Genomic DNA, 26,449 nt, shown 5'->3' with positions numbered 1-26,449 from the left:
ACTATCGAGACTTCGCGGGGTGCAGCGTTCAGCCGGCTTTCTCCTCCGGCGCTGCGACCCGCTGGCCGACGACGGCGGAGACGCCATCCTGGCGCATCGAGACGCCGTACAGGGCGTCGGCGATCTCCATGGTGCGCTTCTGGTGGGTGATGACGATGAGCTGGCTGGTGCGCCTGAGGTCTTGAAAGATCGTGAGGAGTCGTCCGAGGTTGGCATCGTCGAGGGCAGCCTCGACCTCGTCCATGATGTAGAACGGGCTCGGCCTGGCTTTGAAGATCGCGATGAGCAGGGCGACCGCGGCCAGCGACCGTTCACCGCCGGAGAGCAGCGACAGGCGCTCGATCTTCTTGCCTGCCGGCTTGACCGCGACCTCGATGCCCGTGGTGAGCAGGTCGTCGGGGTTGGTCAGCGAGATGCTGCCTGTGCCTCCGGGGAACAGCACGGGGAACACTTCGGCGAATGCGGCCTTCGTGTCGTCGAAGGCGTCGCCGAAGATGACCTGCATCTTCTCGTCGAGCTCGTCGATGATCGCGAGGAGGTCCTTGCGCGTGTTGGTGAGGTCGGTGAGCTGCTCCGTGAGGAACGCGTGCCGCTGCTCGAGGGCGGCGAACTCCTCGAGGGCGAGGGGGTTCACACGACCGAGCTGGGCGAACTTCCGTTCCGCCTTCTCGAGGCGTCGTTGCTGCACAGCACGGTCGAACGGGATGCCGGCGGGTGCTGCGTCCTGCTCGTCGCCCTCAGGAGCATCCGACCCAGCCCGCGACGGCGCCTCTGCCTGCGGCTCGGTGCCGTCGGGCGGGACGGGGACGTCCGGGCCGTACTCGGCGACGAGGACGTCTTCGACCAGTCCGAGTTCGGAGCCGGCACGTTCGAGGAGGCTGGAGAGGTGGAGTTTCTTCTCGTAGATCTGGAGCTCGAGCCCGTGGACGTTCTCGGTGATCGCCTGCAGCCGCTCGCGGAGTGCTGCTTCGTCCCTGCGCAGCGCGACGAGTTCCGCGTTCTGGCTGGCGCGTTCCTGTTCGGCGCGTTCGAGGACGAGTTTCGCCTCGGCCACCGAGCGGTCGACCGAGGCGAGGACGGCGGGGAGGGCGTCTGCGACGCCAGTGGCTGCTTCGACCTGCCTGGCGCGGATCACGGCGCGTCTGGCCGCAGCCTCGGCCGCGAGCCGGTCGGCTTCCATCTGCGTGACGAGGTTGCGAGTACGTTCCTCCTCGGCGCGGACCCGTTCCCTCGCGGTCTCGAGTTGCAGGCGGGATTCGAGTTCGCGTTCGCGGGCAGCCTCGAGCTCGACGAGGAGCGATTCCCTGGCGCTGAGGTCGAGGATCGGCCTGGGCCTGGACTTGGCGGTGTCAAGGTCGGCTTTGGCCTTCGCCGCGGCGTTCTCGGCTTCGGTGACGGCGTCACCCGAGAGAGCGAACGCGGCGCTGAGCCGGTCGAACTCCGCTGCCGACGCCTCCACCTGGACGCGGGCCCGGTTGAGCCTTTCGGCCTGGGCTGCCACCTGCGAGTCGAACTCGCGAAGGGCACCGAGGGCATGCTTCGACTGTTCCTTCGCCGAGCTGAGGAGTCCGCGGTGCTCGGCCAGGTCGAAGCGGACCGTGTCGAGGAGTGATGTCACCTCTGCCAGGCGCTCGGCGGCAGCGTCGCGTTCGGCGAGGAGTTCGATGCGCCCCTGCTTGCCGCCTGACCCGCCGCGCAGAACGAACTCGGTCAGCACGTCTCCCGCCCGAGTGATGAGGGTGACCGGTCCGCCGAGTTTCGCCGCGGCGAGGGCGGGTGCAGCTGCCCGTGCCGCCTCGACGTCGTCGGCGATGGCGAGGAAATTCAGGATGCCGAGGATGCCGTCCGGCGCTGTGACCACGGAGGCAGCGGGGATGACCCCTGGCAACGATGGCCAGTCGACCGGCGTGCCTGCGGCATCGGCGATGACGATCTCGACGCGCCCGAGCTCGTTGGCGCGCGCGTGTTCGATGGCGCGCTCGGCGGCGGTGCGGTCGTCGGCGAGGACGGCGTCCGCGAGGGTGCCGAGCGCTGCGGCCACGGCGCTCTCGAATCCGGGCTGCACCGAAACCGAGTCCGCGACGACACCGCGGATGCCAGACAGGCCGGCGGCGACGAGGTCGGTGGACCCGTCCTTGATGTCGAGGGCCCTCGACAGGGCGCTCGTCTGCGCGGCGAGGGCGTCCCGCTCACGCTCGTGGCCGTGCAGCAGGTCGCGGAGACGCTCGATCTCCGCCTCGGCCTCGAACACGGCGGCCTGAGCGAGTTCGTAGGCTTCGTCGAGCCCGCTCTCCCCCGCGTCGACGTCGCCCGCGGACTCCTCGACCTCGTCGAGCTGCCGTTCGGCGGCCCGTCGCCGATCTGTTGCGGCGTCGAGGGCGTTCTCCTGTCGCAGCCGCTCACCGCGGACGGCAGCGAGCCGGGACGCGGCCGTGTCTGCCTGCCCTGACAGTTTCGTGATCTCGAGGTCATGGCGCGACACCAGCGCGCTCTGGGCGGCGATCTCACTGTCGACGGCGTCGAGCCGGCTGCGCGCCGATCGGGTGCCGGCCTGCGCGCTTGTCCACGCGGCCTCGGCGGTGCCGATCGTCTCCCTGAGCCGCGCGACTTCCGCCCTGGCATCGTCGACCATCGACCGGGTGACGCTGGGGCCGGCATCCTGGGCGTCGCCCTGCGAGCCGAGGAGCGCGAGCCTCTGGTTGGCGAGGGTGAACAGGTTGCGAAGGCGTTCCTGCGCGCTCTCGAGGGCGAAGCTGGTGCGCCTGGCGCCGTCGACGGCGTCTCCGACCTGCGCCTGTTCGATCCGCGCGATCCTGAGCTGTTTCTGCTCCAGCTGCTCCTGCAGCACGATGCGCTCGGTGTGACGTTCGCTCTCGGTGCGGCCGTGGTCGTCGAGCGCGCGGCGGAGCGTGACGACGTCGTCAGCGAGGATTCTCGCCCGGGCGTCGCGGACGATGGCGGCGATGGTCTGAGCCTCACGCGCGATCTCGGCCTGGTGCCCGAGCGGCTTCAGCTGCCGGCGGATCTCTCCGGCCAGGTCGCTCAGCCGGGTCAGGTTGGTCTGCATGGCGTCGAGCTTGCGGAGGGTCTTCTCCTTGCGGCGACGGTGTTTGAGGATGCCTGCGGCCTCCTCGATGAACCCGCGGCGCTCTTCGGGGCTGGCGCGGAGAACCGCGTCGAGCTGCCCCTGGCCGACGATGACGTGCATTTCACGGCCGAGACCGGAGTCGCTGAGCAGTTCCTGCACATCGAGCAGCCGGCAGTTCTCGCCGTTGATCGCGTAGTCGCTTCCGCCGTTGCGGAACAGGGTCCGCGAGATGGTGACCTCGGTGTACTCGATCGGCAGGGCGCCGTCGGAGTTGTCGATGGTGAGGATGACCTGTGCCCGGCCGAGAGGACCTCGAGTGGACGTGCCGGCGAAGATGACGTCTTCCATCTTGCCGCCGCGGAGCGTCTTGGCGCCCTGCTCCCCCATCACCCAGGCGAGGGCGTCGACAACGTTGGACTTGCCGGAGCCGTTCGGACCGACGACACACGTCACTCCGGGTTCGAAGGCGAATGTTGTCGGTTGCGCGAACGATTTGAAGCCCTTCAGCGTGAGGCTCTTCAAATACACCGCGGATTCCTTCCGTGTCGCGCCGGCCGCGCGAATCTCTGGACTACCGTACCGAAGGATGCCCGCTGCGGGGTTCAGCGACCCGCTATCGCCCCGGGAACCTGAGGCCCGCGCTGATTGTCGGATGTATTCGGTACGGTCGAGGCATGCAACAGAGCTCCAGACCGCCGGTCGTCCTTGAAGGTGTGACGCTGCTGGCCGACGATGTAGCCGCGATGGCTACGTTCTACCAACAAGGCCTCGGATTCGATGTCGCGGTGCGAGAGACGGACTATGTCGCTCTCGCCACCGCAGGCATCCGTCTGGCGATCTTCCGGCGGTCAGGGATGGGTGCGCACACCCGTGACCACGTGTCGTTCCGCGAGCCGCGCGGCGGCCAGGCGGTGGAGCTCAACTTCGAGTGCGCGACCCCCGACGACGTGCGTGCCCGGTTCACCGAGATGGTCGCACTCGGCGCCACGGCGATCGCGGAACCCACCGAACAGGACTGGGGTCACCTCACGGGATTCTTCGCAGACCCCGAGGGCAACATCCACTCGCTCTTTGCAACGATTTCTCGCTGACCTTCCTCTGGCAGCGGGCGGCGGCCTTCGCTAAGCTGGTCGGCTGTTCGAATCCGGGCGGCAGACACGACACCGCTGGAGCTGCCATGAACGCCGACACCGTCATCGACGGCCTGATCATCGACGAACTGCCGATCCCGGAGAGTCTGGACGCGCCGGGCGGCGCGGATTTCGCCGAGATGGTTGCCGTCCGTAACACCGTCGAGCAGGAGATCCTCGGAACCGACGACATCTCGCCGACCGCGAAGGAGCTGCTGGCGTTCTTCCGGGACCCGTTCGCTCCGAAACGCCTCTTCCTCGCTCGCGTGGGCGGGCGCATCGTCGGGCGCGCTGTGTACGAATGGCAGCCAGAGGAGGGCGCAACTGCGGCGTTCCTCGAGGTGGAGGTGGCGCGGGAGGCCAGGCGGAAGGGAGTCGGGACCGCCCTGCTCCGCGCTGTCGAGTCTTCGGCATCCGGTGACGGCCTGAAGGTGTACCAGTCGTGGAGCCTGCACCTCCCCCCGGTGAGCGACGACCTGCTCAGGCCACCGACCGGTTTCGGTGCGATCGACACGGACTCCCCTGCTGTCCGATTCGCCCTGACGAACGGGTACCGGATCGAGCAGGTCGGGCGGATGTCCCGCATCGACCTGCCCGTAGACCCTGCGCTGCTCGCGGCCAAACGTGCGGAGACCGCCGCGTACGCCGCGGACTATGACGTCGTGCAGTGGGTCGGCCCGTGCCCTGAGAAATGGCTCGGCGACATGGCCAGGCTGCACCAGCGCATGTCGACGGATGCCCCGTCAGCCGGGATCGAGTTCGCCGAGGAGCAATGGGACGAGAGCCGGGTGCGCAACCTCGACGACATGAACGAGGCAGGAGGCCGGCTGAATCTCACCTCGGCGGCGCTGCACGTACCGACGAACCAGCTCGTCGGCTACAGCGACATCGCTCTTCCGGAAGAGGAGGGTCGCCCCGCGACGCAGGAGGACACCCTCGTACTCAAGGAACACCGTGGCCACCGGCTGGGCATGCTCGTGAAGATCGCGAACCTCGAACTGCTGGGGCGGGTGTCGCCGTCAACACCGAGGATCACGACGTTCAACGCCGAGGAGAACCGCCCGATGCTCGACGTGAACGAGGCGGTCGGATTCGTGCCGACCGCGTACGAGGCGGCCTGGAAGAAGACCGTCTGACGCGTGCCGCGCGCGGGGCCAGCGCTCGACTCGGCGCAGACGAGCCACCTACTCACCCGTTCCGGACGCAGTCACCCCGCGCACCACGTGAGTGCGTCCGGAACGGGTGAGTGCGTCGACTGCGAGGACTACGCGGGTCAGCGGCGGCGCTGGCAGCGCGGGCAGAAGTGCGAGGAGCGGTTCATGAACTTCTCACGCCGGATCGGTGTCCCGCAGCGCGCGCACGGCTCCCCCTGACGCCCATAGGCGTTGAGGCTGTGGGCGAAGTACCCGGATGCTCCGTTGACGTTTACATACTGCGCGTCGAAGCTCGTCCCGCCCTCCGCAAGCGCCTTCGCCAGCACGGCCCGGACCTCGGCCAGCAGGAGGTCGGACCGCGCCCGCGAGAGGGACGACGCCTGCTGGTCGTAGTGGATCCGCGCCGCCCAGAGGGCTTCGTCCGCGTAGATGTTACCGATCCCCGACACGAGGGTCTGATCGAGCAGTGCCCGCTTCACCCCTGTCGCCTTGCGAGCGAGCAGCCGCAGGAATCGATCGGTGTCGAAAGCGGGATCCATCGGATCGCGGGCGATGTGCGCGACCTGGCTGGGCACGAGGGCCGGTCCGATCACGGCACCGGAGAACCCGCCGGGGAATCCGTCAGCGGTCGGGAGCATGAGGTCGACGGCCATCCCGCCGAAGATGCGCTGGTCGACGAAGTTGACGACGAGTTCGCCGTGGTCAGGCGACTCGATGCCGATCCGGATGCGCGTCAGCCGGTCGTCCATTCCCGGTTCGCGCAGCAGCATCTGCCCGCTCATCCCGAGGTGGGTGACGAGCGCCTGGCCGTTCTCGAGCGGGAACCAGAGGAACTTACCCCTGCGGACAGCAGCGGTGATGGTCTGCCCCATCAGGACGTCGGCGAAGATCCCGGATGCCGCGGCGTGGCGTTTGAGGGATCGCTGGTCGAGAACCTCGACGCCGCTGATCCGTGCGCCGGTGACGGCGGGTTCGAGGCCGGCACGGACGACCTCGACCTCAGGAAGCTCTGGCACTCAGCTCGGTCCACGCTGTGAGCGCCGCGGACATCTCGGCGTGTTTCTTGCTCGAGCCCTGACCGACAGCGGTGACGAGGTCGCCCACGGTGACGGTGGCGATGAAGACCCGATCGTGGTCAGGGCCTGAGCTCTCCATCGAGTACACCGGGGCAGGGGCGTGATGCGCTGCCGCCGCTTCCTGCAGGCTCGTCTTCGGGTCCATCGCCGCACCGAACCTGGCCGGGTCGGCGAGCAGGGGCTCCACGAGACGGAGGACGAGAGCGCTGGCGACGTCCAGGCCCTGGTCGAGGTAGACGGCGCCGATGAGTGCTTCCATCGTGTCGGCGAGGATCGACGCCTTCTCACGTCCACCCGTGAGTTCCTCACCCCGGCCGAGCCGGAGGTATGGTCCGAGGCCGATGGTGTGGGCGATCTCCGCCAGGGCGACCGTCGACACGACGCTCGCCCGCATCTTGGCGAGCGACCCTTCGGGGAGGTCGGGGTTCTCTCGGTACAGCTTCTGCGTGACCGACAGCCCGAGCACGGAGTCGCCGAGGAACTCGAGCCGCTCGTTGTGCGGGATGCCGCCGTTCTCGTACGCAAAGGAGCGGTGCGTGAGCGCATGCTCAAGCACCGCTGGATTAAGCGACACACCGAGGGTCGCCAGAAGCGGCCCTCGGTCTGTCAAGCTCTCTGCCATCCGGAATCGATGGAGTTCAGCGTGATCGCAGACTAGACGTCGGCGACCTTGCGGCCCTTGTACTCCATGAAGAGTGCGGTGCCGGCCGAGTCTTCGACAACCTTGGCGCGGTGCGGCAGGCTGTAGGTGACCTTGCCGTTTTCGACGGTCTTCACCAGGGTGGGCGCTTCGGCCTTCCACTGCGCACGGCGTGCACGGGTAGAGGCTCGTGACATTTTCCGCTTCGGAACAGCCATGACTTATCTCTCTTCTTTGCTTACAGCATCCGAGTTGTCGGAGCCTGGGTCTGGGGAGAACCCGGCGAGCGCAGACCAGCGAGGATCGACGATCTCTTGGGGTTTTCGGTCCGGGTTTTCTGCCAGCCGCTCGCCGGTCTCGGGGTCGAGTCCGGGGCAATCTGGCTGGCATACCGGCTGAAACGGCAGTGACAAAACCACTGCATCTCTGATCAGAGGTTCAAGATCCACGTGGTCATCGTGAACTTCGTAGTCAGAGGCTTCATCACCAGAGTACGCGAAAAGTTCCTGAAACTCGACTTCGACGCTCTGCTCCATGTCGATCAGGCATCTCCCGCACACGCCGGAGGCGACGGTGTCGATCTGCGCGGTGACGAGGACACCCTCGTGGACCGACTCCAGCCGGACGTGCTCGTGGATCGGCGTGCCCTCCTGGACCGCAACGAGTCCCTCGCCGAACTGTTCGGGTGCGTTAACGACGAGGTCGTGCTCACGCATCTCTCCGGGGTGCCGTACGAGGTCGCGCATATTGATCGCGAACGGCAGTTTCTTGTATTTACTCACACCCACGATTCTATCGTCGGGATGCGCCCTCACCTGCGTGCGCGCTGAATCCGACGGGGTCAGGCGGGCACTGGGCGCTTGCTCTCCCTCACCGGAGACAACACGGATGCTGGCGCGCACGTCGCGCGCACCCGGTCGCCGATCCCCGCGCTGCGTCTGACCGCGGCGCTGATGAGCTCGGTCGTGTCCGCGAAGCCGCGCCCGATGATGGCGGCGTCCGGGCGGTTCGGGTCGGCGAACCGCACGTGTTCGACGGCGTCGAGGAGCTCCGCGAGGGCGTCCCGCTCCCGCGTGGTCGTTGCCGCGCGTTCGGCGAGCACCCCAGCGAACGCCCGCGGCGTGTCGACCTCGCTCACCGGGATGCCGTGGTCCTGGGCGGCGTCCGAGATCTCGCGCCAGGCGACGAGCGGGCTCGCGCGACCCGATCGCAGGGCGCGGAGTCTGCTCCGCCGTCTCGCTGCGCGCAGGAGCGCAGGAGCACTCAGGATCAGCAGGAGGACGAGCGCCGCACCGGCCAGCACACCGGGAGACGGCGGCTCCGACGTTCCCCCGCCGGTCGACGATGTCGTGGTCTCGGGGGCGGCAGGGGCCTGTTCCGCCTGCTCACGCTGGCTCACGCCGAGGTCGCCGGGGTCCCTGCCATCCGCGCCGCTCGTCTCGGCCCTGGCGTATGCGGGGACGACGCCGCGGCCTGGCGTCGGCTCGAACGGTACCCAGCCGACTCCCGAGAAGTACAGCTCAGGCCAGGCGTGCAGGTCGTCAGTGCCCACCGTGTAGGTCGACCGGGTGTCCGCGCCGACGACCCGGTCACCGGGCAGGTAGCCGAGCGAGATCCGGGCGGGAATGCCCGCCATCCTGGCCATGATCGCCATGGCGGAGGAGAAGTGCACGCAGTAACCGCTCTTCTTCTCCAGGAACTCCGCAATCACCGCGAATCCGTCGCCGTCGTATCCATCGTCGACCGGCGCCTCCACCGAATAGAGGAACGGTGTGTTCCTGAGGTACTGCTGGATGGCGAACGCCCTGTCGTAGGCGTTGGTGCTCTCGGCGGTGACCTCGAGAAGGGTCTCGGTGATGATCGGTGGAATCTCCTCGGGCAATTCGAGGAACGTGTCGACGCGCTCGGGGAACGACGGCTGGGCCGCGATCAACTGCTCCCTGGTCGGCTGGATCAGCACGCTCTCGGCGATGTAGCTCTGCCCGCTCGCACTGGACAGCCTGCTCGACAGGGTGAGCCCGTCGGTGTCCCACATCCAGCGCCCGTCAACACCCACCACCCTGACGCTCGGGAACGGAACGGGGAGCCACGGCGCCACCATGCCGTCGACCTGGATGGTGGTGGTGGTCGGATCGGTCGCGATCTCATCGGACAACCCGGGAACGGAGAGCAGGGTGTCCGCTTCGTTCACCCGCCGATTGCGATCCGACCCCGCGCTCCAGGTGGTCCCGTTGAACTCGTCGAGGGTGAGCAGTCGGAAGTACAGCGACTGATCCGTCGTCGTCGAATAGGAGAACTGCTGTGCGCCTCCCGGACGGCGAAGATCCTTGCCGAGATCGACAAGCGGGCTCACGCCGCGACCGAACACCGATCCGCCGCTGGACGCCAGCAGGCTCTCCCCGTTGAACCCCGGGGCGGCCGCGGCGAACACGAGCGAGCCGATCACGGCGATCGCGCCGATACCGAGCATCCCGCCTGGTCGCTGGTCGGAGACGCGCCGCACCCGGGTATCCGCCCACAACACCAGCAGGTACGAGGCTCCGCAGACGGCGAGGGCCAGGAGGTTGATGTCGCCCTGGACGAAGCCCGGGACGAGGGCGATGGCGACGGCGGGGATACCGACGAATGCCGGCATCCGTGCTGCGACACCCACGGCGTCGAGCAGCAATGCGAAAGCACCCGCTCCGACCGCGAGCACGAAACGGATGCCGAGGTCCGCCTCGGCCGGAGTGCCCTGCCTGGCGATCGACCGCATCCCGTCCCTGCCGAGTTCACCGAAGACGTCGATGGTGTCGAACGTCGGGATGACGAGAGCGAAGGAGTCCTCAGGCGCGAAGAAGAGCACGAGAAGAGCGAGCCAGACGACGGTCGCGATGAGGGTGGCGACCCACGTCCTGGCGCCGATCGACCGGGCTGCTGCTGCCGAGCACAGCACGACGGCACCGAGCATGGCGACGCTCAGCCACCATGCTGCGCCGTCGAGGAGCGGGCTGAGCGTCGATACGGTGACGACGTAGAAAAGGATGAGCGCTGAGGTGAGACCCCAGAGCCGGTGTGCCTGTTCCCTCCGCGCCATGAGGTCCACCTGCGCACGGGTCCTGCGGGGAGCGCTGGGCCGCGTGGCCGGGCGCTGCGGGCTAACGACGACCATGGCTCGCCGCCCTCTCCGCCGCCGCCGAGTCGCCGAATGCCACGCGGGTCCACGCCGCCTCGACTGTGGTGCGCTCGTCGAACAACGCGGCGCGCCAGCCGGCATCCGCCATTGTCCTGACCTCGTCGAATCGTGGTTTCCCCGTGGTCTCTGCGCGGGTGAGGAAGACGACGGCGGGGTCCGCGTTCACCTTCGTCGACACGAGGCGCCGGGCGCCGAGCGGCGACAGCCGGCCGACGACCGCGAAGACGGGCATGACCTTGCCGGTGCGGCGGATGACGGGGCGCAGCCCGACGCTGAGATCGTAGAGGTCGGAGACAGCGAAACGTTCCGTCTCGGCGAGGGTCTCGAGGAGCCCTCCGGCCTCGCCAGGGGCGAAGCGGGAGATGCGGTACGGGATCGTGCCGTCGGTGAACGGAACGGCATCCGTCGCGGTCTCCACGAGGGAGACGACGTAGCCTGAGTCCAGGAGATGGATGCCGAGGGATGCCGTCAGCTCGACCATGCGTTCGAAGTGCGCGTCTGAGACGGCCCCTGCGACCTCGTTCTTCGCCGGAATTGCCGTGTCGAGGAGGAGAACGGCCTCCGGGTCGCCTTCCTGTTCCTCCTGGCGCACCATGAGCTCACCGCGCCTGGCGGTCTGGCGCCAGTGCACGCGACGGAGCGGGTCCCCTGGCCGGTACTCCCTGGCGATGAGTTCGTCGGCCCGCTGTGTGGCGAAGTGATTGAGTTCGTGCTGCACGCCATCGCCGCTCGAGGACCGCAGGCCGGCGTCGGTAAGGACTGTGACGCGGGGCGTGACCGTGAAAACGCTCGGGTCGGCGATCCGCCGCTCTGTGGTGACGAGGCCGAACGGGTCACCGTGTGTCACGCGGAACGGGCCGATCTCGAACCGCCCGCGGTGCGACGACCGCAGTTCGTATTCGAGGATCGCGCGATAGCCGCGCACCGTCCCTGGCAGACGCCTCGGCAGTTCGCCACTCGGTGTGCGGGCGAACACCGGAGGAGCCTCATCGCGCCAGGAGGCGATCGCTGCGACGTCCTCGTCGCGGGTCTGGACCGTTGTTCTGACGATCGCAGGCTCCCCCACCGAAACCGAGCCGGGCGTGAACGTCCGCGTGGCGGTGAGTCGCGGCCGGTGGGTGCGCACGTAGACGGCGGACCCGGCGAACAGGAGGATGAGGAACAGGAAGAGGAAGAGGCCTTCCTTCCTGTCGACGAGCGTGGCTGCCACCAGCACGCCAGTGGCCACGGCGACCACACCCCAGCCCCGAGCCGTCGGTCTGACGGCTCGGAATCTGCCGGGCTGCGGCGCGCGCACGGTGGCTACCTCGGGTTCGGTGTGGTGGGCGGGACGACCGCCTGATCGATGATGCCGCGGATGAGGTCCGCGATGAGTTCGTCACCGTGCTGGTGGTGACCGAGCGCCCGGCTCGTCGGCATGAGCCGGTGACCGAGGACGGGAAGTGCGAGTTCGTCGATGTCGTCGGGGAGCACGAAGTCCCGTCCGGCGACGAGAGCGAGGCCCTTCGCAGCACGGACCAGTTGCAGGGTCGCACGGGGACTCGCCCCGAGGCGGAGGTCGGGGTGGCTGCGCGTGGCGCGGACGATGCCCACCGCGTACTCCTTGACGCTCGGTGAGACGTAGACGTTGCGCACGGAGACCATCATGCGCTGCAACGACGCAGCCGAGACGACCGGCTCGAGGGTCGACAGAGGGTTCGATGTGTCGCGGGTCGTGAGCATGCTCAGCTCGGATCCCTCGTCCGGGTATCCCATGGAGATCCGCGCCATGAACCGGTCGCGCTGGGCCTCAGGGAGCGCGTACGTCCCCTCCATCTCGATCGGGTTCTGGGTGGCGATCACGGTGAACGGGCTCGACAGCGGGTAGGTGGAGCCGTCGACGGTGACCTGGCGTTCCTCCATGCATTCGAGGAGCGCTGACTGGGTCTTCGGCGACGCACGGTTGATCTCGTCGCCGATGACGATGTTCGCGAACACGGCTCCCGGTTTGAACTCGAACCGGCGGTCGGCCTGGTTGTAGACCGAGATTCCGGTGACGTCGCTGGGCAGCAGGTCGGGGGTGAACTGGATCCGCGACACCGTCGCATGCACCGATTTCGCCAGAGCCTTGGCGAGCATCGTCTTGCCCACACCGGGGACGTCCTCGATGAGCAGGTGCCCTTCGGAGAGCAGGACCGTGAGGGCGGTGCGCACGGCGTCACGCTTGCCGTCGATCACCGACTCGACGTTGCGGATGATGTCCCCAGCCAGCCGGTGGGCCTCGGTCGTCGGCAGCCCGTCGACGCTTGGCGCGAAAGCCGATGAGCCGTCGGTCGGGGCGTGGGTGGGCAGGCTGGTCATGATCGCTGGAGGAATCGGGCCACTGCCGGCGGAACGTAAGGCGAGACATCGCCTCCGAGCGACGACACCTGTCTCACCAGCGAGCTGGAGACGTGGGCGTGGGCGGGGTCTGGAAGCATGAAGATCGTCTCCACTCCTGCGAGGTGCCTGTTGACGATCGCCATCGGTGTTTCGTAGGCGACATCGACCTGCGATCGAATGCCCTTCACGAGAACGGATGCTCCGACATCTGTCGCGTAGTCGACGAGGAGTCCGACGTTCCAGGAGGCGATGACGATGTTGCCGGGAGAACCGGCATCCTCGATCGACTTCTCCAGGAGCGAGACACGCTCGGCGATCGGCAGGAGCGCCGTCTTGGCCGGGTTGTGCACGACGAGGACATGGAGCTCGTCGAAGAGCCCTGCGGCGCGCTGGATGACATCCATGTGCCCCAGGGTGACGGGGTCGAACGAGCCCGGAACGACGGCGATCCTCTGCATTGCTCAAGCCTAGCGGGAGCACCAATCCCGCGGCCACGACAGACAGAAAACGGTCAGGCTTGGAAACCGCCCGTCAACGGCCCGATTTCGTCAGTTCTTCGACAGCGCGGCTCGCGCCGAGGCGTCGACGCGCTGCTCGAGGGCGGCGCGGAGCGCCGGGTGATCCGACAGCGCCGGGTCGGCGTCGAGCACCGCGGACGCCTCCGACCTGGCCCTGGCGATGAGGTCGGCGTCGTGGACGACCCGGAGAAGCTTGAGAGACGACCGCCCGCCGGACTGGGCGCTGCCGAGGACGTCGCCCTCTTGCCGCAGTTCCAAATCCACCTGGGCGAGCTCGAAACCGTCGAGTGTCGCCGCCACGGCGTCGACGCGTTCCCGCGCGATGCTTCCCGGCTCCGCTGCCGTCACCAGCAGGCACAGGCCCGGAAGGCTTCCGCGCCCGACCCGGCCGCGCAACTGGTGCAGCTGCGACACGCCGAAGCGGTCGGCGTCGAGCACGACCATGGCGGAGGCGTTGGGGACGTCCACCCCGACCTCGATGACCGTCGTGGCCACGAGGATGTCGATACCCCCCGAAGCGAAGAGCCGCATCACGGCATCCTTCTCGTCACTGGGCATCCGGCCGTGGAGTGCGGCGATGCGCAGCGAACGGGTGGCTTCCGTGGCCGCGAGTTCGGCGACGGTGCCGACGACGGTCGCGCGCTGCCGCTCCTGTGCGCCTTCCGTGGCGGGCGGTCCGTCGTCGACGGCGCTCTCCCCGTCGTCCTCAGGCTGCCCGACGTCGATGGCCGGGCAGACGACGAAGGCCTGCCGCCCGGCGGCGACCTCCTCTGACACGCGCGTCCAGACCCGGTGGATCCACGCCGGGTGGTCGACGAGACCGACGACGAACGAGTCGATTCCCGCCCGCCCGGCCGGCAGCTCACGGATGGTGCTCACGTCGAGGTCTCCGAAGACGGTCATGGCGACCGTTCGCGGGATCGGAGTCGCCGTCAGCACGAGCACGTGCGGCGGCTTGTGACCCTTCTGCCTGAGCGCCTCACGCTGTTCGACGCCGAACCTGTGCTGCTCGTCGACGACGACAAGGCCGAGGTCGAAGAAAGTCACGTTCTCGCTGAGAAGCGCGTGGGTGCCGATCACGATCTTCGCCTGGCCGCTGACGATCCGGAGCATGGCCCGTTTGCGCTCCGCTGTCGGCAGCTGCCCGGTGAGGAGGGTCGGCATGAGGGTGGCGGCGAGATCGGGTCCGAGCGACCGCACGATGGAGCGGAGGTGCTGGGCGGCGAGCACTTCCGTCGGCGCGAGAAGGGCGGCCTGCCCGCCGGAATCCGCGACGGCCAGCATGGCGCGGAGGGCGACGAGGGTCTTCCCGGAGCCTACCTCCCCCTGTACCAGCCGGTTCATCGGGACGGGGTCGGCGATGTCTCCGGCGATCTCGGCGCCGACGAGCTGCTGGTCGCCGGTGAGATCGAACGGCAGCGCTGCGTCGAAGCGTTCGAGGAATCCGCCCGGCGTCGGCACTCGTGGGGTCGTCTCTTCGAAGCGTGCGATCTGCCGCTGCTGGAGCAGGGCGGCCTGCAGGAGGAACGCCTCCCGGTGACGGAGGGTGTCGCGGGCGACGTGCGCGTCTGCATCCGTTTCCGGGCGATGGATGCGTTCGATCGCCTCGCGGTAGCCGAGGAGGTTCTCGCGTTTGCGGACGGCGTCCGGCAACGGGTCAGGGAGCTCGCCGAGGCCGTCGAGAACGATGGCCATGGCCTTCGCGACCTGCCAGCTGGCCACACTCGCCGTTGCCGGGTAGATCGGGATCGGTGTCAGGGCCCACTTGCGTGCGGCTTCTGCACTCGTGCCCTGCTCCGCCGCTTCGAAGAGTTCGTAGTCGGGATGCGCCAGCTGGAGGGCGCCCTTGTAGTCGCCGACCTTGCCGGCGAAGATTCCGCGGACGCCAGGCGCGAGCTCCTTGGCCCGCCAGGCCTGGTTGAAGAAGGTGAGGATGAGGATGCCCTGGCCGTCGGTGATGCGGACCTCGAGGATCGATCCCCGCCTGGCCTTCATCGGCCGCTCGCGTACGTCGACGACCTCGGCGACGATGGTGACGCTTTCACCGACCGGGATACGGCTGAGCGCGGTGAGTTCGCCCCTGCTGGCGTACCGGCGCGGGTAGTGCTCGAGGAAGTCTCCGACGGTGACGACGCCGAATGCACGCTGGAACGCCGCGGCCGTCCTGCCGCCGAGCACGCCGTCGAGCTTCATGGCGGTGGCGTCGATCGGCATACGTCGAGTCTAGGCACCGCCGCCGACGCAGGAGGCTGCACCGGTACTGTTGAGCGGTGACGAGAATCGTGTCCGGGTTTGCCGGCTCCCTGACGCTGAAAGTGCCGAAGTCGGGCACCAGGCCCACCAGCGACCAGGTGCGAGAGGCGATGTTCTCCGCCCTCGAGGCACGCGACGCCATCGACGGGGCACAGGTGCTCGACCTCTACGCCGGGTCCGGTGCCCTCGGCCTCGAAGCGGCGAGCAGGGGTGCCGTCGAAGTGGTCCTGGTCGAACGGGCCGCCCCTGCTGCTGCCGTGTGCCGCGAGAACGCGCGCGCCGTGCAGAAGGCGGCTCCAGGCAAGCTGCTGGTCACCGTCGCCCCGCGTTCGGTGCAGAGTTACCTGGACTCGGCGGTCGGAACGTTCGACCTCGTCTTCCTCGACCCGCCGTACGACCTGCCTGAGCGCGAACTGTCGTCCAACCTCGCCGCGCTCCCTCGCGTGCTCTCGGAACACGCCCTCGTCGTGGTCGAGCGGAGCACCCGGTCGCCTGAGCCGACCTGGCCTGAAGATCTCACCCCGTTGCGCTCGAAGAAGTACGGCGAGACGACGGTGTGGTGGGCAGAGCCCACGCACGAGGAGTAACGCCGCCCGCCCTGCTGGTCGCCTTCGAAGGGCTGCCCGGGCCCCCGGCGAACGACCACTCGGACCCACCCGAACACGACAAAGGATGCGACCGCAGGCGCGGATCGCGATTCGCCACGATTCGTCGTCCACTGCGCGCCTGGAGGACACGTTGTGGCGACCCGCGCACGCTGACGACGCGTTGTGGAATCTCGAGCGCACACGGGCGTCAGAAACACCGGCCCGCCGCAGGCGCCTAGCCCGCGCGGCCGTCCCAGCCGACGTACGGGTCCCAGCCGAGCACCCCGGCGATCTCTTCGCCGTCGAGGGTCACTCCGCTGCCGTTGACGACGCTGCCGATCACCCGGAATGTATCAGGGAGCGTGGCTTCGGCAGGGAACGTGGCGAGTAGCGCGTGGTCCTCCCCACCCCGCAGCGCGGACTCCGGATCCTCGCCGAGCGCGGACGCCCACAGGTCGACACAAACGCCGCTCGCTGAGGCCAGGCGTCCGGCGTCGAGGGCGAGTCCGTCCGACACGTCGAGCATGGCGGTCGCGCCCGCGACGGCGGCATCCACGCCGGACGAGATCGGCGGTTCAGGGGCCAGTTGAGCCCCGACGAGGCCCGGCTCGCTCTCGCGCAGCCGGGCGGCCGCCTCACGATCCGGGATGCCGTCGGCGTCGACCCCGCGCTCGAACAGCAGGCGGAGCCCGGCAGCGGCATGACCGGCCTTCCCGGCCAGCGCGACAACGTCCCCGACTGCCGCGCCAGACCTGAGCACCGGGGCGCGCCCATCGAGGTCGCCGAACGCCGTCACGGCGATGGTGAGCGTGTCGGAGACGGAGAGGTCTCCCCCGACCACGCCGCAGCCCGGTGCGAGCTGCGCGCAGGCATCCCTCAGTCCGGCGGAGATTCCCTCGAGAACGCCGACCGGCGTCTCTGGGGTGGCCGCGATCGCGACGACGAGCGCCGTCGGCCGAGCACCCATGGCGGCCACGTCGGCGAGGTTGGATACCGCGGCCTTCCAGCCGAGATCGTGCGGTTCCGACCAGGCGAGTCTGAAGTCAGGGCCGTGGATCATCATGTCGGTCGTGACGACGTAGCGTCCGTCGGGCGCGGCGACGACGGCCGCATCGTCACCAGGGCCAAGCAGCTGGGCCGACGAGGTGGGCAGTAGGGGGAAGATCCGCCGGAGGATGGCCGACTCGTGCACCTCGTGCACGGTATCGGCGCCTGGGGCTGCCGCCGGCCGCTCACCGCTTTCTGTCATGCGTTCAACGGTAGCCTGAGAGTGATGTCTCCCCGCACCGTGCTTCTCCGTTCCCTCGCCCGCACGACCGTCCTCGTCGCTGTCGCCACCACGCTCCTCACCGGCTGCGCCCAGGCGGTTCCGCTGTCCGCTGCTGACGACGCGAACAACCCGGCGTGCGCGGACGTCACCGTGCGACTGCCTGAGGTCGTCGCCGAGAAACCGCAGCGCGAGACGGCCGCACAGGCGACCGGCGCATGGGGCGACCCCGCAGCGGTGATCCTGCACTGCGGGGTCGCCGTTCCGGGTCCGACCACCGACGCGTGCATCTCGCTCAACGGTGTCGACTGGATCGCCGACGAGTCCGAAGCCGCAGACGACACTTACCGCTACACGACGTACGGCCGCGACCCCGCGATCGAAGTCGTGATCAACGCGGATGCCGCAACAGGCGGCGTCTCAGGGACGACGGCACTGATCGACCTGACCGCCGCCGTGCAGGCGGTCCCGGCCACATCGGCGTGCGTCGGCGCCGAAGACCTCCTCGAGCCGGAATCAGCCGACTAGCACCGCGGCCGCCGGGCGACGCGCTGCAGCGACCTCGAGCAGTTCGGTGATGAGGTCTTCGTAGCTCAGCCCCGACTTGATCCAGCAGGTGGGGAACATCGAGATCGGCGTGAATCCGGGCATCGTGTTGACCTCGTTGACGATGATGCGGCCGTCTGCGGTGAGGAAGAAGTCCACCCGGGCCAGCCCCTCGGCACCGATCGCGTCGAACGCGCGGATCGCGACGCCTTGCACGCGCGCGAGTTCGTCAGCAGAGAGGTCTGCGGGGCAGACGAGGTCGATGCCAGGGGCGTCGAGGTACTTGGCGTCGAAGTCGTAGAACTCACGACCGCTCAGCACGATCTCACCGGCGACGGATGCCCGTGCGGGCTCCCCAGGACGACCGCCGAGGACGGCGATCTCGACTTCACGCCCAGGCACACCGGCCTCGATGAGCACCTTGGAGTCCTCGGCGAGAGCGACGCGCATCGCGGCATCCAGTTCCGAGACATCTGACACGCGGCTGACGCCGACACTGGAGCCGGCGCGGGCAGGCTTGACGAAGACGGGGGTTCCCAGCGCCTCGAGGGCCTCAGCGGCCACCTCGGGTCGCGCCAGGTACTCGCTGTCGCTCACGGTGCGCCACGGCGCAACGGCGATTCCTGCGTGTTCGAGCACGGTCTTGGTGAAGTGCTTGTCCATCCCGAGCGCAGACGCGAGGACGCCGCTGCCGACATAGGGGTAGCCGACGAGCTCGAGCATCCCCTGCAGGGTGCCGTCCTCGCCGAACGGCCCGTGGAGGATGGGGAACACGATGTCAGGGCTGCCGAGAGACCGCTCAACACCGTCCACGTCTGTGACACGGAGTTCGCGGGAACGGATGCTGTCAGGCCAGCGCACCCGGCTGCCGTTGTCGACGACTTCTGGGAGCCTGGCAGGGTCGAGCGCGAATTTCGCCGGGTCGTCCTGCTCGAGCACGAAAGCGCCGTCACGGGTGATCCCGACAGGGATCACGTCGAAGCGGCTGCGATCAATTGCTTTGAGGACTCCGCCCGCCGTCGCGCAGCTGATCGAATGCTCGCTTGATCGACCTCCAAACAACACCACCACCAGGCGCTTCTGCGTCATCGTTCGTCCTTTCGCCTTGCGGCTCGTCGCTGTCTGTCGTGAGGTGAGGTGCAATGTCTTTGGGGTCGAGGGTGCCGTCGAGCACCTGTTTGACCTGCTCGACGATCGGCATCTCCACGCCGATCGACCTGGCGAGTTCGAGCACGGGCGCGACGGATGCGAGGCCCTCCGCGGTCTGCTGCATCTGCTTCACCACCGCCGAGTAGCTGTAGCCCTGACCGAGAAGCCTGCCGGCCGTGTTGTTGCGTGACAGAGGCGACTGGCAGGTGGCGATGAGGTCGCCGAGTCCGGCCAGCCCTGCGAGGGTTTCGGCCTGCGCGCCCTGGGCCACCGCGAAGTCTGTCATCTCGACGAGACCACGGGTGATGATCGACGCCTTGGTGTTCTCGCCGTAGCCGACGCCGTCGACGATGCCGATGGCCACGGCGATGAGGTTCTTGAGCACACCGCCGAATTCGGTGCCGATGACATCCGTGTTGACGAACGTGCGGAAGTAGCGGTTGCGGGCGAGCAGAGCGACGGCCTGGGCGGTCTCCAGGCTCACCGAGGAGACCACGGCGGCCGTGGGCTGTTCCCTGGCGATCTCGAGCGCGAGGTTCGGACCGGATGCCACGGCGATGCGCGTCGGGTCGATGTCGAGACCCTGCCGGATCACCTCACTCATCCGCAGTCCCGAACGCTTCTCGACGCCCTTCATCAGCGACACGACGATGGTCTCAGGCCCGATGAACGGTCGGATCGCGACGAGGTTGTCCCGGAGCGACTGGCTCGGGACGGCGATGAACACCTGCTGGGCGCCGTGCAGGGCCTCGGACAGGTTCGACGTCGCCGTGAGGTTCGCAGGCAGGTGGATGCCAGGCAGGTAGTCGCTGTTGCGGTGCTGCTTGGCGATCTCCCTTGCGAGCTCCGGTCGACGGGCCCACATGGTGACGTTGGCGCCGCCGTCGGCGAGGATCTTTCCGAAAGTGGTGCCCCAGCTGCCGGTCCCGAGCACGGCGACGCGCGCCGGTGCTGTCAGTCGTCGGCTCAAAATCGACCCGTGTCCTTCTGGTTGTGCTTGCTCGGGTCCCAGGGCTCGGCGGGTGCCTTCTCGCCGCGGAGGTCTTCGAGCAGAGCCGTGATCTCGGTCATGACGACAGCGGTCGCCTCGGTGAGGGTGGCCGCGTCGAGTGGACGGTCGGCGAATGCCGAGAGGTCGACGGGGTCGCCGACCTTGACGCGGATCTCCTTCGGCGGGAAGAAGCTGATCTTGCGTGAGTATCGCGCCATCACTTTGTCTGTGCCCCAGTGAGCGATCGGAGTGATGGGGATGCCGTGGGTGAGCGCCACCCGCACGGCACCGGTCTTGCCGCGCATCGGCCACATGTCTGGGTCGCGGGTGAGCGAGCCCTCCGGGTAGATGACGACGCCCTGACCCTTCTCGACGAGCACTCCGCCGGCGCGAACGGGATCGTTCCCCCGCGTCGTCCCGGCCCGCTCGACAGGGATCTGGCCTGACTTCGTCAGCAACCAGCCGATGACGGGAACCTTGAACAGCCCGGCCTTCGCCATGAACCGGGGCTGCCTGCCCATCTTCCAGACGGCGACGCCGATCACGATCGGGTCGATCTCACTGAAATGATTCGGAGCGAGCACGAACGGGCCGTCGATGGGCAGCTTGTGCCCGTCCGTGATCCGAACCTTCATCATCAATCCGGCAGGCGGGAGTGCGATGCACGCCAACAGCCAGTAGATCGAGGGCCTGGTCTTCTCGTGGCTCGCCCTCCTGCGCTTCTGCGTCGTGGTCACCCGCGCATCAACCTTCGAGAACGAAGTCGGCTCCCAGCTGCTCCAGCTTGGTGATGAACTTCTCGTAACCGCGGCTGATGATGCCGACGTTCGAGACCCTCGAGGTTCCCTCCGCACTCAGGGCCGCGATGAGGTGGGAGAAGCCACCGCGCAGGTCAGGAACGACGATGTCGGCGCCGTGCAGGTGGGTCGGACCGGAGATGACGGCCGAGTGGTTGAAGTTCCGCTGTCCGAACCGGCAGGCCTGGCCTCCCAGGCACTCCTTGTGCACCTGGATGGTCGCGCCCATCTCGACGAGAGCGTCGACGAACCCGAAACGCTGTTCGTAGACGGTCTCGTGGACGATGGAGACACCCTTCGCCTTGGTCAGCGCGACGACGAGAGGCTGCTGCCAGTCGGTCATGAAGCCGGGGTGCACGTCGGTCTCGATGATGACCGGGTTCAGCTCGGTTCCCGGGTGGTAGAACCGGATGCCGTCGTCAGCGATGTCGAACTTGCCGCCGACCTTGCGGAAGACGTTGAGGAAGGTGAGCATCTCCGGCTGACGGGCGCCGCCGACGAAGATGTCTCCCTCGGTGGCGAGTGCGGCTGCGGCCCAGCTGGCGGCCTCGTTGCGGTCGAAGAGCGCGGTGTGCGAGTACCCCTCGAGGCGGGCGACACCCTCGATGCGGATGACGCGGTCGGTGTCGACCGTGATGATCGCACCCATCTTCTGCAGGATGTTGATGAGATCCATGATCTCGGGCTCGATCGCCGCGCCGCGGAGTTCGGTGATGCCCTCGGCACGGACGGCGGTGAGCAGGACCTGCTCGGTCGCCCCGACGCTCGGGTACGGCAGGTGCACTTTGGTGCCCTTGAGCCCGTTCGGCGCGGTCATCTTGATGCCGCTGGGCAGCTTGTCGACAACGGCGCCGAACTGGCGGAGAACCTCGAGGTGGTAGTCGATCGGGCGGTCGCCGATGCGGCATCCGCCGAGGTCGGGGATGAACGCCTCGCCGAGACGGTGCAGCAGTGGACCGCAGAACAGGATCGGGATCCTGCTCGAACCCGCGTGCGCGTCGATGTCGGCCATGTGGGCGCTCTCGACGTTGGACGGGTCGAGGTGCAGCACACCGTCTTCGTCACTGGTGACCTTGACGCCGTGGACGTCGAGGAGGCCGCGGACGACACGGACGTCGCTGATGTCTGGCACGTCGCGCAGAACGCTGGGGGTCTCACCGAGGATCGCTGCGACCATGGCCTTGGTGACCAGGTTCTTCGCGCCCTTCAGTTCGATGCGGCCGCGGAGCGGACGTCCACCGTGAATGGTGATTGTGTCGCCTGTGAGGCCCACGCTGGCTCCTGCCCGTGATGCGTCCTGAAGAAGTGAAGTCAAATGAATTACCTGCGCTGCCTGTTACTTGATCGGAAGAGCCCTGGGTCTCCAGGACTCTCGTGCGGCCTCGAACCGGGTGATTTGCGCTTCGTTACGCAGGGTGAGACCGATGTCGTCGAGGCCTTCGAGGAGCCGCCACCTAGTGTAATCATCGATCTCGAATGAAACCGTGAGGTCACCTATAGTGGCCGTCTGTGCAACCAGATCCACCGTGATCTCTATTCCCGGCTGCTCGTCGATCTTCGCCCAGATCTTTTTCGTGTCCTCTTCGGAGATCTGCGCGGCCAGCAGGCCCTGCTTGCCCGAATTGCCCCGGAAGATGTCGCCGAAACGCGGGCTCAGGATGACCTGGAACCCGAAGTCCCTGAGCGCCCAGACGGCGTGTTCACGAGACGAACCTGTGCCGAAATCCTGGCCGGCGACGAGGACTTTGGCGCCCTGGAACGGGGGCTGGTTGAGCACGAAGTCGGGATCCTGCCTCCACGCGGCGAAGAGGGCATCCTCGAAGCCGGTCTTGGTCACCCGCTTGAGGTAGACGGCGGGGATGATCTGGTCGGTGTCGACATTCGACCGGGTGAGCGGCGCGGCGATACCGGTGACTGTGGTGAATTTCTCCATGGTCAGTTCGCTCCTTCGAGGTCGGCGGGGCTCGACAGGGTGCCGCGGATCGCCGTCGCCGCTGCGACCAGCGGTGAGACGAGGTGGGTGCGTCCGCCCTTGCCCTGGCGGCCTTCGAAGTTACGGTTGCTCGTCGATGCGCATCGCTCCCCCGGGGCCAGCTGGTCCGGGTTCATTCCCAGGCACATCGAGCAGCCGGCGAAGCGCCACTCGGCGCCGAAATCGGTGATGATCTTGTCGAGGCCCTCTGCCTCCGCCTCGATCCGCACGCGGGCCGAGCCCGGCACGACCATGACACGAACACCGTCGGCCTTCTTCTTGCCTTCGATGACCGAGGCGAACGCCCTGAGGTCCTCGATCCGGCTGTTCGTGCACGAGCCCATGAACACGGCGTCGACGGGGATCTGCTTCATCGGCGTGCCCGCCGTGAGGTTCATGTATTCGAGGGCGCGCTCGGCTGCTGCGCGTTCGTTCGGGTCTGCGATGTCGTGCGGGTTCGGGACGGCGTCGCTGAGCGAGACACCCTGCCCGGGGTTGGTTCCCCAGGTCACGAACGGATCGAGCGTGTCAGCGTCGAGGAACACTTCGGCGTCGAACGTCGCGCCCTCGTCAGTGGGCAGGGTGTCCCAGTAGGCCACCGCCTCGTCCCAGTCGGCTCCCTGAGGAGCGTGCGGGCGACCCTTCAGGTACTCGTAGGTCGTCTCATCCGGTGCGACCATCCCCGCGCGGGCGCCGGCTTCGATCGACATGTTGCAGATCGTCATCCTGCCCTCCATCGAGAGCGCACGGATGGCCGAGCCGCGGTATTCGAGCACGTAGCCCTGGCCCCCGCCTGTGCCGATCTTGGCGATGACGGCGAGGATGATGTCCTTCGCAGTGACGCCAGGTCGCAGCGTCCCCTCGACGTTGATCGCCATCGTCTTGAACGCTTTGAGCGGAAGGGTCTGGGTGGCGAGCACGTGCTCCACCTCGCTCGTCCCGATCCCGAACGCCATGGCGCCGAAAGCTCCATGCGTCGAGGTGTGGGAGTCACCGCAGACGACGGTGATCCCCGGCATGGTCAGTCCGAGCTGGGGCCCGACGACGTGCACGATGCCCTGCTCGATGTCGCCGAGCGAGTGCAGGCGGACACCGAATTCGACGGCATTCTTCCGCAGCGTCTCGATCTGGGTGCGGCTCGTGAGGTCGGCGATGGGCTTGTCGATCGCCAGTGTCGGCGTGTTGTGATCCTCGGTGGCGATCGTCAGGTCGGGCCGGCGCACCGGGCGGCCCGCGAGCCGGAGTCCGTCGAACGCCTGCGGGCTGGTGACCTCGTGCACGAGGTGGAGGTCGATGTAGATGAGGTCAGGGGTGCCGTCTTCGCCCTTGGCGACGAGGTGGTCTTCCCAGATCTTTTCGGCCAGGGTGCGCGGCTGTCGTGCCGGCGCGGCATGGCGGGGGTGCTTGGCGGTGTCGGTCTCCTGACCGGCAGACGTCACGGTGTTTTGCTGCATCAGTGTCCTCGCAAGAAAGGGTGGATCAGGCAAGTCGAACCCCGCGACGGGGAGGCCTGGAAAGTTAGGCCCCGTCGCGGCGACTAAGAAGGAACCCGAACAGCACGAAGCCAGAATAACATCCGCTCGCGGTCGCCTCCCGCTGGCGCGCCTGAAACGAGGACGGCGCCCCGGGAGAAACCCGGGACGCCGACATCTGCTGAGCGTGGTCAGTCGATCGAGATCGATTCCTTCTTGCGCGCGTCGCGGCCTGACTTGATGAGGCTTGCGATGGTGGCGACGGCCATCGAGATGATGATGACGCCGAGCGAGGTCCAGGTGTTGATCTCGGGCGCCCACTCGATGTGCTGGCCGTTGTTGATGAACGGAAGCTCGTTCTCGTGCATGGCGTGCAGCACCAGCTTCACGCCGATGAAAGCGAGGATGAAAGCGATGCCGTACTTGAGGTACTCCAGGCGCTCGAGAAGACCGCCGAGCATGAAGTAGAGCTGGCGGAGACCCATGAGCGCGAAGATGTTGGCGGTGAACACGATGAACGGACTCTGCGTGATTCCGAAGATCGCGGGGATCGAGTCCAGAGCGAACATCACATCGGTCGTGCCGATCGCGATGAACACGATGAGCATCGGCGTCCACACCTTCTTGCCGTCGATGACGGTGCGAAGTTTCGAGTCGTGGAACTCGGGCGAGATGCTGATGTGGCGCTTCATGTATGTGATGAGTGCGGTCTCGCCGTCCTCGGCATCGTCGTTGTGGCCGAACGCCTGCTTCCACGCCGTGTAGAGCAGGAAGGCGCCGAAGAGGTAGAACACCCAGCTGAAGCTCTCGATCAGCTGCGCGCCGAGGACGATGAAGATTCCGCGGAAGATGAGGGCGATGATGATGCCCACCATCAGCACTTCCTGCTGCAGCCGCTTCGGCACCGAGAACCGCGCCATGATGATGACGAAGACGAACAGGTTGTCGATCGACAGGCTGTACTCCGTCAGCCAGCCGGCCAGGAACTGCCCCGCGAACTCACCGCCGGAAATGAGGAACATCAGCCCGGCGAAGATCAGCGCGAGGGTGACGTAGAAGACGACCCAGAGGGTGGATTCCTTCATCGATGGGATGTGCGGCCGCTTGACGACGAGCAGGAGGTCGGCGAGCAGGATGAGTCCGAGCACGACGTATGAGCCGATTTCGAACCAGAGGGGCAATACCGGGTGCATCCGGGACCTTTCGGTGGGAGTGTGAGTGGGTGCGGTGAACGCCCGAAAGTCTCTCCCGCATCGGCCGGGGAACGGCCGTGCCACGACGCCCGGGGTCTCAACGATGTGACCCGTGATGACGGATGCCGTGCAGAGGGATACTCCCCTTCGCTGTGTCCACTTTAGCCGATCCTCACGGCCTGCCGTGCACACCACCGCGGCGGAAACTCGCAGGTTCTCCACCCTAGGATTTACGCAACGCGCCTTCGCGCGGCATCCGTCGCCCCTCATCCCCCAGGAGCTCCTGTGTCCTCATCCCCGAATCCGCCCGTTCGCAGTTTGGCAGTTTCCAGCATCGGCTACATGATCTTCCTCAGCCGCTGGCTGCAGGCTCCGCTCTACCTGGGACTCATCGTCGCCCAGCTCATCTACGTGTGGGTCTTCATCCAGGAGCTGTGGCACCTGGGCGATGACGTGATCAACCACTCCGCCGACGTCACCGAAGCGAGCGTGATGCTCGCCGTGCTCGGCCTCATCGACGTGGTGATGATCGCGAACCTGCTGATCATGGTCATCATCGGCGGGTATGAGACGTTCGTGTCGAAGATCAACCTCAACGGGCACCCTGACCAGCCCGAGTGGCTCTCCCACGTCAACGCCAACGTGCTCAAGGTCAAGCTGGCGATGGCCATCATCGGGATCTCGTCGATCCACCTGCTCAAGACCTTCATCGAGGTGGGCAACATGACGGATGCCGGAAGCGGCCAGGAGGTGACGGACGAGAACTACACCTCGCTCGGCGTCCTCTGGCAGGTCGTCATCCACATGGTGTTCATCGTCTCGGCGCTCGCTCTCGCCGCCATCGACCGGATGTCGAAGAGCACGGCACACCCCGCGCAGCCGCTGCCGGGGATGCCGGGTGTCGACGCGGACCCTGCGGGACACGGAACGGCCGAACGCCGGCTCACCGACAGCCATGTCGACCACGACGCGATCGCCAGGGCCGCAGCGGACCGCTCGCCCGCCCGGTTCTGAGGCAACTCCCGCCTCCAGCCCCGTGATCGGCTTTGCTGGGGAACCGGCGGGAGAACGCCGACGACC

At 67.4% G+C, this 26,449-nt stretch carries 23 protein-coding genes; 5 read left to right on the top strand and 18 right to left on the bottom strand.

Annotation, left to right across the window (positions count from 1 at the left end):
- Positions 1 to 28: 28 nt before the first annotated feature.
- Entirely contained in the window at positions 29 to 3,616 is a 3,588-nt protein-coding gene (gene smc / locus AC1M2K_RS12390; protein WP_480241226.1) for a chromosome segregation protein SMC, read from the bottom strand.
- Between the two features lie 146 nt (positions 3,617 to 3,762).
- Here smc and AC1M2K_RS12385 point away from each other — a divergent pair, with 146 nt between their 5' ends.
- Both AC1M2K_RS12385 and AC1M2K_RS12380 read left to right on the top strand, forming a co-directional pair.
- The gene (locus AC1M2K_RS12385; RefSeq protein ID WP_480241225.1) at positions 3,763 to 4,179 is read left to right on the top strand and encodes a VOC family protein; all 417 of its coding nucleotides are present in this window, start codon (positions 3,763 to 3,765) and stop codon (positions 4,177 to 4,179) included.
- 86 nt (positions 4,180 to 4,265) lie between these two features.
- A complete protein-coding gene (locus tag AC1M2K_RS12380; RefSeq protein ID WP_480241224.1) occupies positions 4,266 to 5,354 on the top strand; it encodes an N-acetyltransferase family protein in 1,089 nt (362 codons plus the stop codon).
- A 137-nt stretch (positions 5,355 to 5,491) separates the two neighbouring features.
- Here AC1M2K_RS12380 and mutM read toward each other — a convergent pair whose 3' ends face one another.
- The 9 genes from mutM to AC1M2K_RS12335 all read right to left on the bottom strand — a co-directional run bounded on the left by mutM (position 5,492) and on the right by AC1M2K_RS12335 (position 15,356).
- Positions 5,492 to 6,388, bottom strand: coding sequence for a bifunctional DNA-formamidopyrimidine glycosylase/DNA-(apurinic or apyrimidinic site) lyase (gene mutM, locus AC1M2K_RS12375; protein ID WP_480241223.1), 897 nt, complete (start codon positions 6,386 to 6,388; stop codon positions 5,492 to 5,494).
- Complete coding sequence (rnc, locus tag AC1M2K_RS12370; protein ID WP_480241222.1) at positions 6,372 to 7,070, bottom strand: ribonuclease III; 699 nt, start codon at positions 7,068 to 7,070, stop codon at positions 6,372 to 6,374. Before rnc ends, mutM begins: the two co-directional genes overlap by 17 nt.
- A gap of 32 nt (positions 7,071 to 7,102) precedes the next feature.
- Positions 7,103 to 7,306: a 50S ribosomal protein L32 gene (rpmF, locus tag AC1M2K_RS12365; RefSeq protein ID WP_108391343.1), complete on the bottom strand. Its 204-nt coding sequence runs from the start codon at positions 7,304 to 7,306 to the stop codon at positions 7,103 to 7,105.
- Between the two features lie 3 nt (positions 7,307 to 7,309).
- The gene (locus AC1M2K_RS12360) at positions 7,310 to 7,834 is read right to left on the bottom strand and encodes a YceD family protein (protein ID WP_480237356.1); all 525 of its coding nucleotides are present in this window, start codon (positions 7,832 to 7,834) and stop codon (positions 7,310 to 7,312) included.
- Positions 7,835 to 7,929: 95 nt separating this feature from the next.
- Positions 7,930 to 10,239 carry a transglutaminase TgpA family protein gene (locus tag AC1M2K_RS12355; protein ID WP_480241221.1) on the bottom strand — a complete coding sequence of 770 codons (2,310 nt, stop codon included), beginning with the start codon at positions 10,237 to 10,239 and terminating at the stop codon, positions 7,930 to 7,932.
- On the bottom strand, positions 10,226 to 11,491 hold the full coding sequence (locus tag AC1M2K_RS12350) for a DUF58 domain-containing protein (protein WP_480241220.1): 1,266 nt from the start codon (positions 11,489 to 11,491) through the stop codon (positions 10,226 to 10,228). The genes AC1M2K_RS12355 and AC1M2K_RS12350 overlap by 14 nt, the downstream gene beginning before the upstream one ends.
- Before the next feature lie 74 nt (positions 11,492 to 11,565).
- On the bottom strand, positions 11,566 to 12,603 hold the full coding sequence (locus AC1M2K_RS12345) for an AAA family ATPase (protein ID WP_480236836.1): 1,038 nt from the start codon (positions 12,601 to 12,603) through the stop codon (positions 11,566 to 11,568).
- Positions 12,600 to 13,082 carry a pantetheine-phosphate adenylyltransferase gene (gene coaD, locus AC1M2K_RS12340; protein WP_480241219.1) on the bottom strand — a complete coding sequence of 161 codons (483 nt, stop codon included), beginning with the start codon at positions 13,080 to 13,082 and terminating at the stop codon, positions 12,600 to 12,602. Before coaD ends, AC1M2K_RS12345 begins: the two co-directional genes overlap by 4 nt.
- 90 nt (positions 13,083 to 13,172) lie before the next feature.
- Positions 13,173 to 15,356, bottom strand: a complete 2,184-nt coding sequence (locus tag AC1M2K_RS12335) for an ATP-dependent DNA helicase RecG (RefSeq protein ID WP_480241218.1) — start codon at positions 15,354 to 15,356, stop codon at positions 13,173 to 13,175.
- A 56-nt stretch (positions 15,357 to 15,412) separates the two neighbouring features.
- Between AC1M2K_RS12335 and rsmD the strand changes: the two genes are divergently transcribed.
- Complete coding sequence (rsmD, locus tag AC1M2K_RS12330) at positions 15,413 to 15,982, top strand: 16S rRNA (guanine(966)-N(2))-methyltransferase RsmD (protein WP_480241217.1); 570 nt, start codon at positions 15,413 to 15,415, stop codon at positions 15,980 to 15,982.
- Between the two features lie 235 nt (positions 15,983 to 16,217).
- On the opposite strand, the gene thiL is transcribed toward rsmD, so the two are convergent.
- Positions 16,218 to 17,231: a thiamine-phosphate kinase gene (thiL, locus tag AC1M2K_RS12325; protein WP_480241216.1), complete on the bottom strand. Its 1,014-nt coding sequence runs from the start codon at positions 17,229 to 17,231 to the stop codon at positions 16,218 to 16,220.
- A gap of 24 nt (positions 17,232 to 17,255) precedes the next feature.
- On the opposite strand from thiL, the gene AC1M2K_RS12320 reads away from it, so the two are divergent.
- Positions 17,256 to 17,777 carry a DUF3515 family protein gene (locus AC1M2K_RS12320; protein ID WP_480241215.1) on the top strand — a complete coding sequence of 174 codons (522 nt, stop codon included), beginning with the start codon at positions 17,256 to 17,258 and terminating at the stop codon, positions 17,775 to 17,777.
- Here the strand turns inward: AC1M2K_RS12320 and AC1M2K_RS12315 are convergent.
- The 7 genes from AC1M2K_RS12315 to AC1M2K_RS12285 all read right to left on the bottom strand — a co-directional run bounded on the left by AC1M2K_RS12315 (position 17,766) and on the right by AC1M2K_RS12285 (position 25,369).
- Positions 17,766 to 18,884, bottom strand: coding sequence for a D-alanine--D-alanine ligase family protein (locus tag AC1M2K_RS12315; protein ID WP_480241214.1), 1,119 nt, complete (start codon positions 18,882 to 18,884; stop codon positions 17,766 to 17,768). The two genes, AC1M2K_RS12320 and AC1M2K_RS12315, sit on opposite strands and share 12 nt — an antisense overlap.
- On the bottom strand, positions 18,787 to 19,914 hold the full coding sequence (locus tag AC1M2K_RS12310) for an NAD(P)H-dependent glycerol-3-phosphate dehydrogenase (RefSeq protein ID WP_480236843.1): 1,128 nt from the start codon (positions 19,912 to 19,914) through the stop codon (positions 18,787 to 18,789). The genes AC1M2K_RS12315 and AC1M2K_RS12310 overlap by 98 nt, the downstream gene beginning before the upstream one ends.
- Positions 19,911 to 20,672 (bottom strand): lysophospholipid acyltransferase family protein, encoded by a 762-nt coding sequence (locus tag AC1M2K_RS12305; protein WP_480241213.1) that lies wholly within the window; start codon positions 20,670 to 20,672, stop codon positions 19,911 to 19,913. Before AC1M2K_RS12305 ends, AC1M2K_RS12310 begins: the two co-directional genes overlap by 4 nt.
- 7 nt (positions 20,673 to 20,679) lie before the next feature.
- Positions 20,680 to 22,005: a UDP-N-acetylglucosamine 1-carboxyvinyltransferase gene (gene murA / locus AC1M2K_RS12300; protein WP_480236845.1), complete on the bottom strand. Its 1,326-nt coding sequence runs from the start codon at positions 22,003 to 22,005 to the stop codon at positions 20,680 to 20,682.
- Between the two features lie 63 nt (positions 22,006 to 22,068).
- Entirely contained in the window at positions 22,069 to 22,665 is a 597-nt protein-coding gene (gene leuD, locus AC1M2K_RS12295; protein WP_480241212.1) for a 3-isopropylmalate dehydratase small subunit, read from the bottom strand.
- A 2-nt stretch (positions 22,666 to 22,667) separates the two neighbouring features.
- Entirely contained in the window at positions 22,668 to 24,158 is a 1,491-nt protein-coding gene (gene leuC, locus AC1M2K_RS12290) for a 3-isopropylmalate dehydratase large subunit (RefSeq protein WP_480241211.1), read from the bottom strand.
- Positions 24,159 to 24,367: 209 nt separating this feature from the next.
- The gene (locus AC1M2K_RS12285; RefSeq protein ID WP_480236848.1) at positions 24,368 to 25,369 is read right to left on the bottom strand and encodes a TerC family protein; all 1,002 of its coding nucleotides are present in this window, start codon (positions 25,367 to 25,369) and stop codon (positions 24,368 to 24,370) included.
- A 342-nt stretch (positions 25,370 to 25,711) separates the two neighbouring features.
- Between AC1M2K_RS12285 and AC1M2K_RS12280 the strand changes: the two genes are divergently transcribed.
- On the top strand, positions 25,712 to 26,383 hold the full coding sequence (locus AC1M2K_RS12280) for a TIGR00645 family protein (RefSeq protein WP_480241210.1): 672 nt from the start codon (positions 25,712 to 25,714) through the stop codon (positions 26,381 to 26,383).
- Positions 26,384 to 26,449 lie beyond the last annotated feature (66 nt).

The organism is Mycetocola sp. Y171 (assembly GCF_056713165.1).
This window is presented reverse-complemented; position numbering and strand designations above follow the sequence as displayed.

Excerpts from the sequence above, each read along its gene's own strand:
- AC1M2K_RS12385 (WP_480241225.1), top strand. The coding sequence starts at position 3,763 with ATGCAACAGAGCTCCAGACCGCCGGTCGTCCTTGAAGGTGTGACGCTG.
- AC1M2K_RS12380 (WP_480241224.1), top strand. The coding sequence starts at position 4,266 with ATGAACGCCGACACCGTCATCGACGGCCTGATCATCGACGAACTGCCG.
- rnc (WP_480241222.1), bottom strand. The coding sequence starts at position 7,070 with ATGGCAGAGAGCTTGACAGACCGAGGGCCGCTTCTGGCGACCCTCGGT.
- rpmF (WP_108391343.1), bottom strand. The coding sequence starts at position 7,306 with ATGGCTGTTCCGAAGCGGAAAATGTCACGAGCCTCTACCCGTGCACGC.
- AC1M2K_RS12360 (WP_480237356.1), bottom strand. The coding sequence starts at position 7,834 with ATGCGCGACCTCGTACGGCACCCCGGAGAGATGCGTGAGCACGACCTC.
- AC1M2K_RS12355 (WP_480241221.1), bottom strand. The coding sequence starts at position 10,239 with ATGGTCGTCGTTAGCCCGCAGCGCCCGGCCACGCGGCCCAGCGCTCCC.
- AC1M2K_RS12345 (WP_480236836.1), bottom strand. The coding sequence starts at position 12,603 with ATGACCAGCCTGCCCACCCACGCCCCGACCGACGGCTCATCGGCTTTC.
- coaD (WP_480241219.1), bottom strand. The coding sequence starts at position 13,082 with ATGCAGAGGATCGCCGTCGTTCCGGGCTCGTTCGACCCCGTCACCCTG.
- AC1M2K_RS12335 (WP_480241218.1), bottom strand. The coding sequence starts at position 15,356 with ATGCCGATCGACGCCACCGCCATGAAGCTCGACGGCGTGCTCGGCGGC.
- thiL (WP_480241216.1), bottom strand. The coding sequence starts at position 17,231 with ATGACAGAAAGCGGTGAGCGGCCGGCGGCAGCCCCAGGCGCCGATACC.
- AC1M2K_RS12320 (WP_480241215.1), top strand. The coding sequence starts at position 17,256 with ATGTCTCCCCGCACCGTGCTTCTCCGTTCCCTCGCCCGCACGACCGTC.
- AC1M2K_RS12315 (WP_480241214.1), bottom strand. The coding sequence starts at position 18,884 with ATGACGCAGAAGCGCCTGGTGGTGGTGTTGTTTGGAGGTCGATCAAGC.
- leuD (WP_480241212.1), bottom strand. The coding sequence starts at position 22,665 with ATGGAGAAATTCACCACAGTCACCGGTATCGCCGCGCCGCTCACCCGG.
- leuC (WP_480241211.1), bottom strand. The coding sequence starts at position 24,158 with ATGCAGCAAAACACCGTGACGTCTGCCGGTCAGGAGACCGACACCGCC.
- AC1M2K_RS12285 (WP_480236848.1), bottom strand. The coding sequence starts at position 25,369 with ATGCACCCGGTATTGCCCCTCTGGTTCGAAATCGGCTCATACGTCGTG.
- AC1M2K_RS12280 (WP_480241210.1), top strand. The coding sequence starts at position 25,712 with ATGATCTTCCTCAGCCGCTGGCTGCAGGCTCCGCTCTACCTGGGACTC.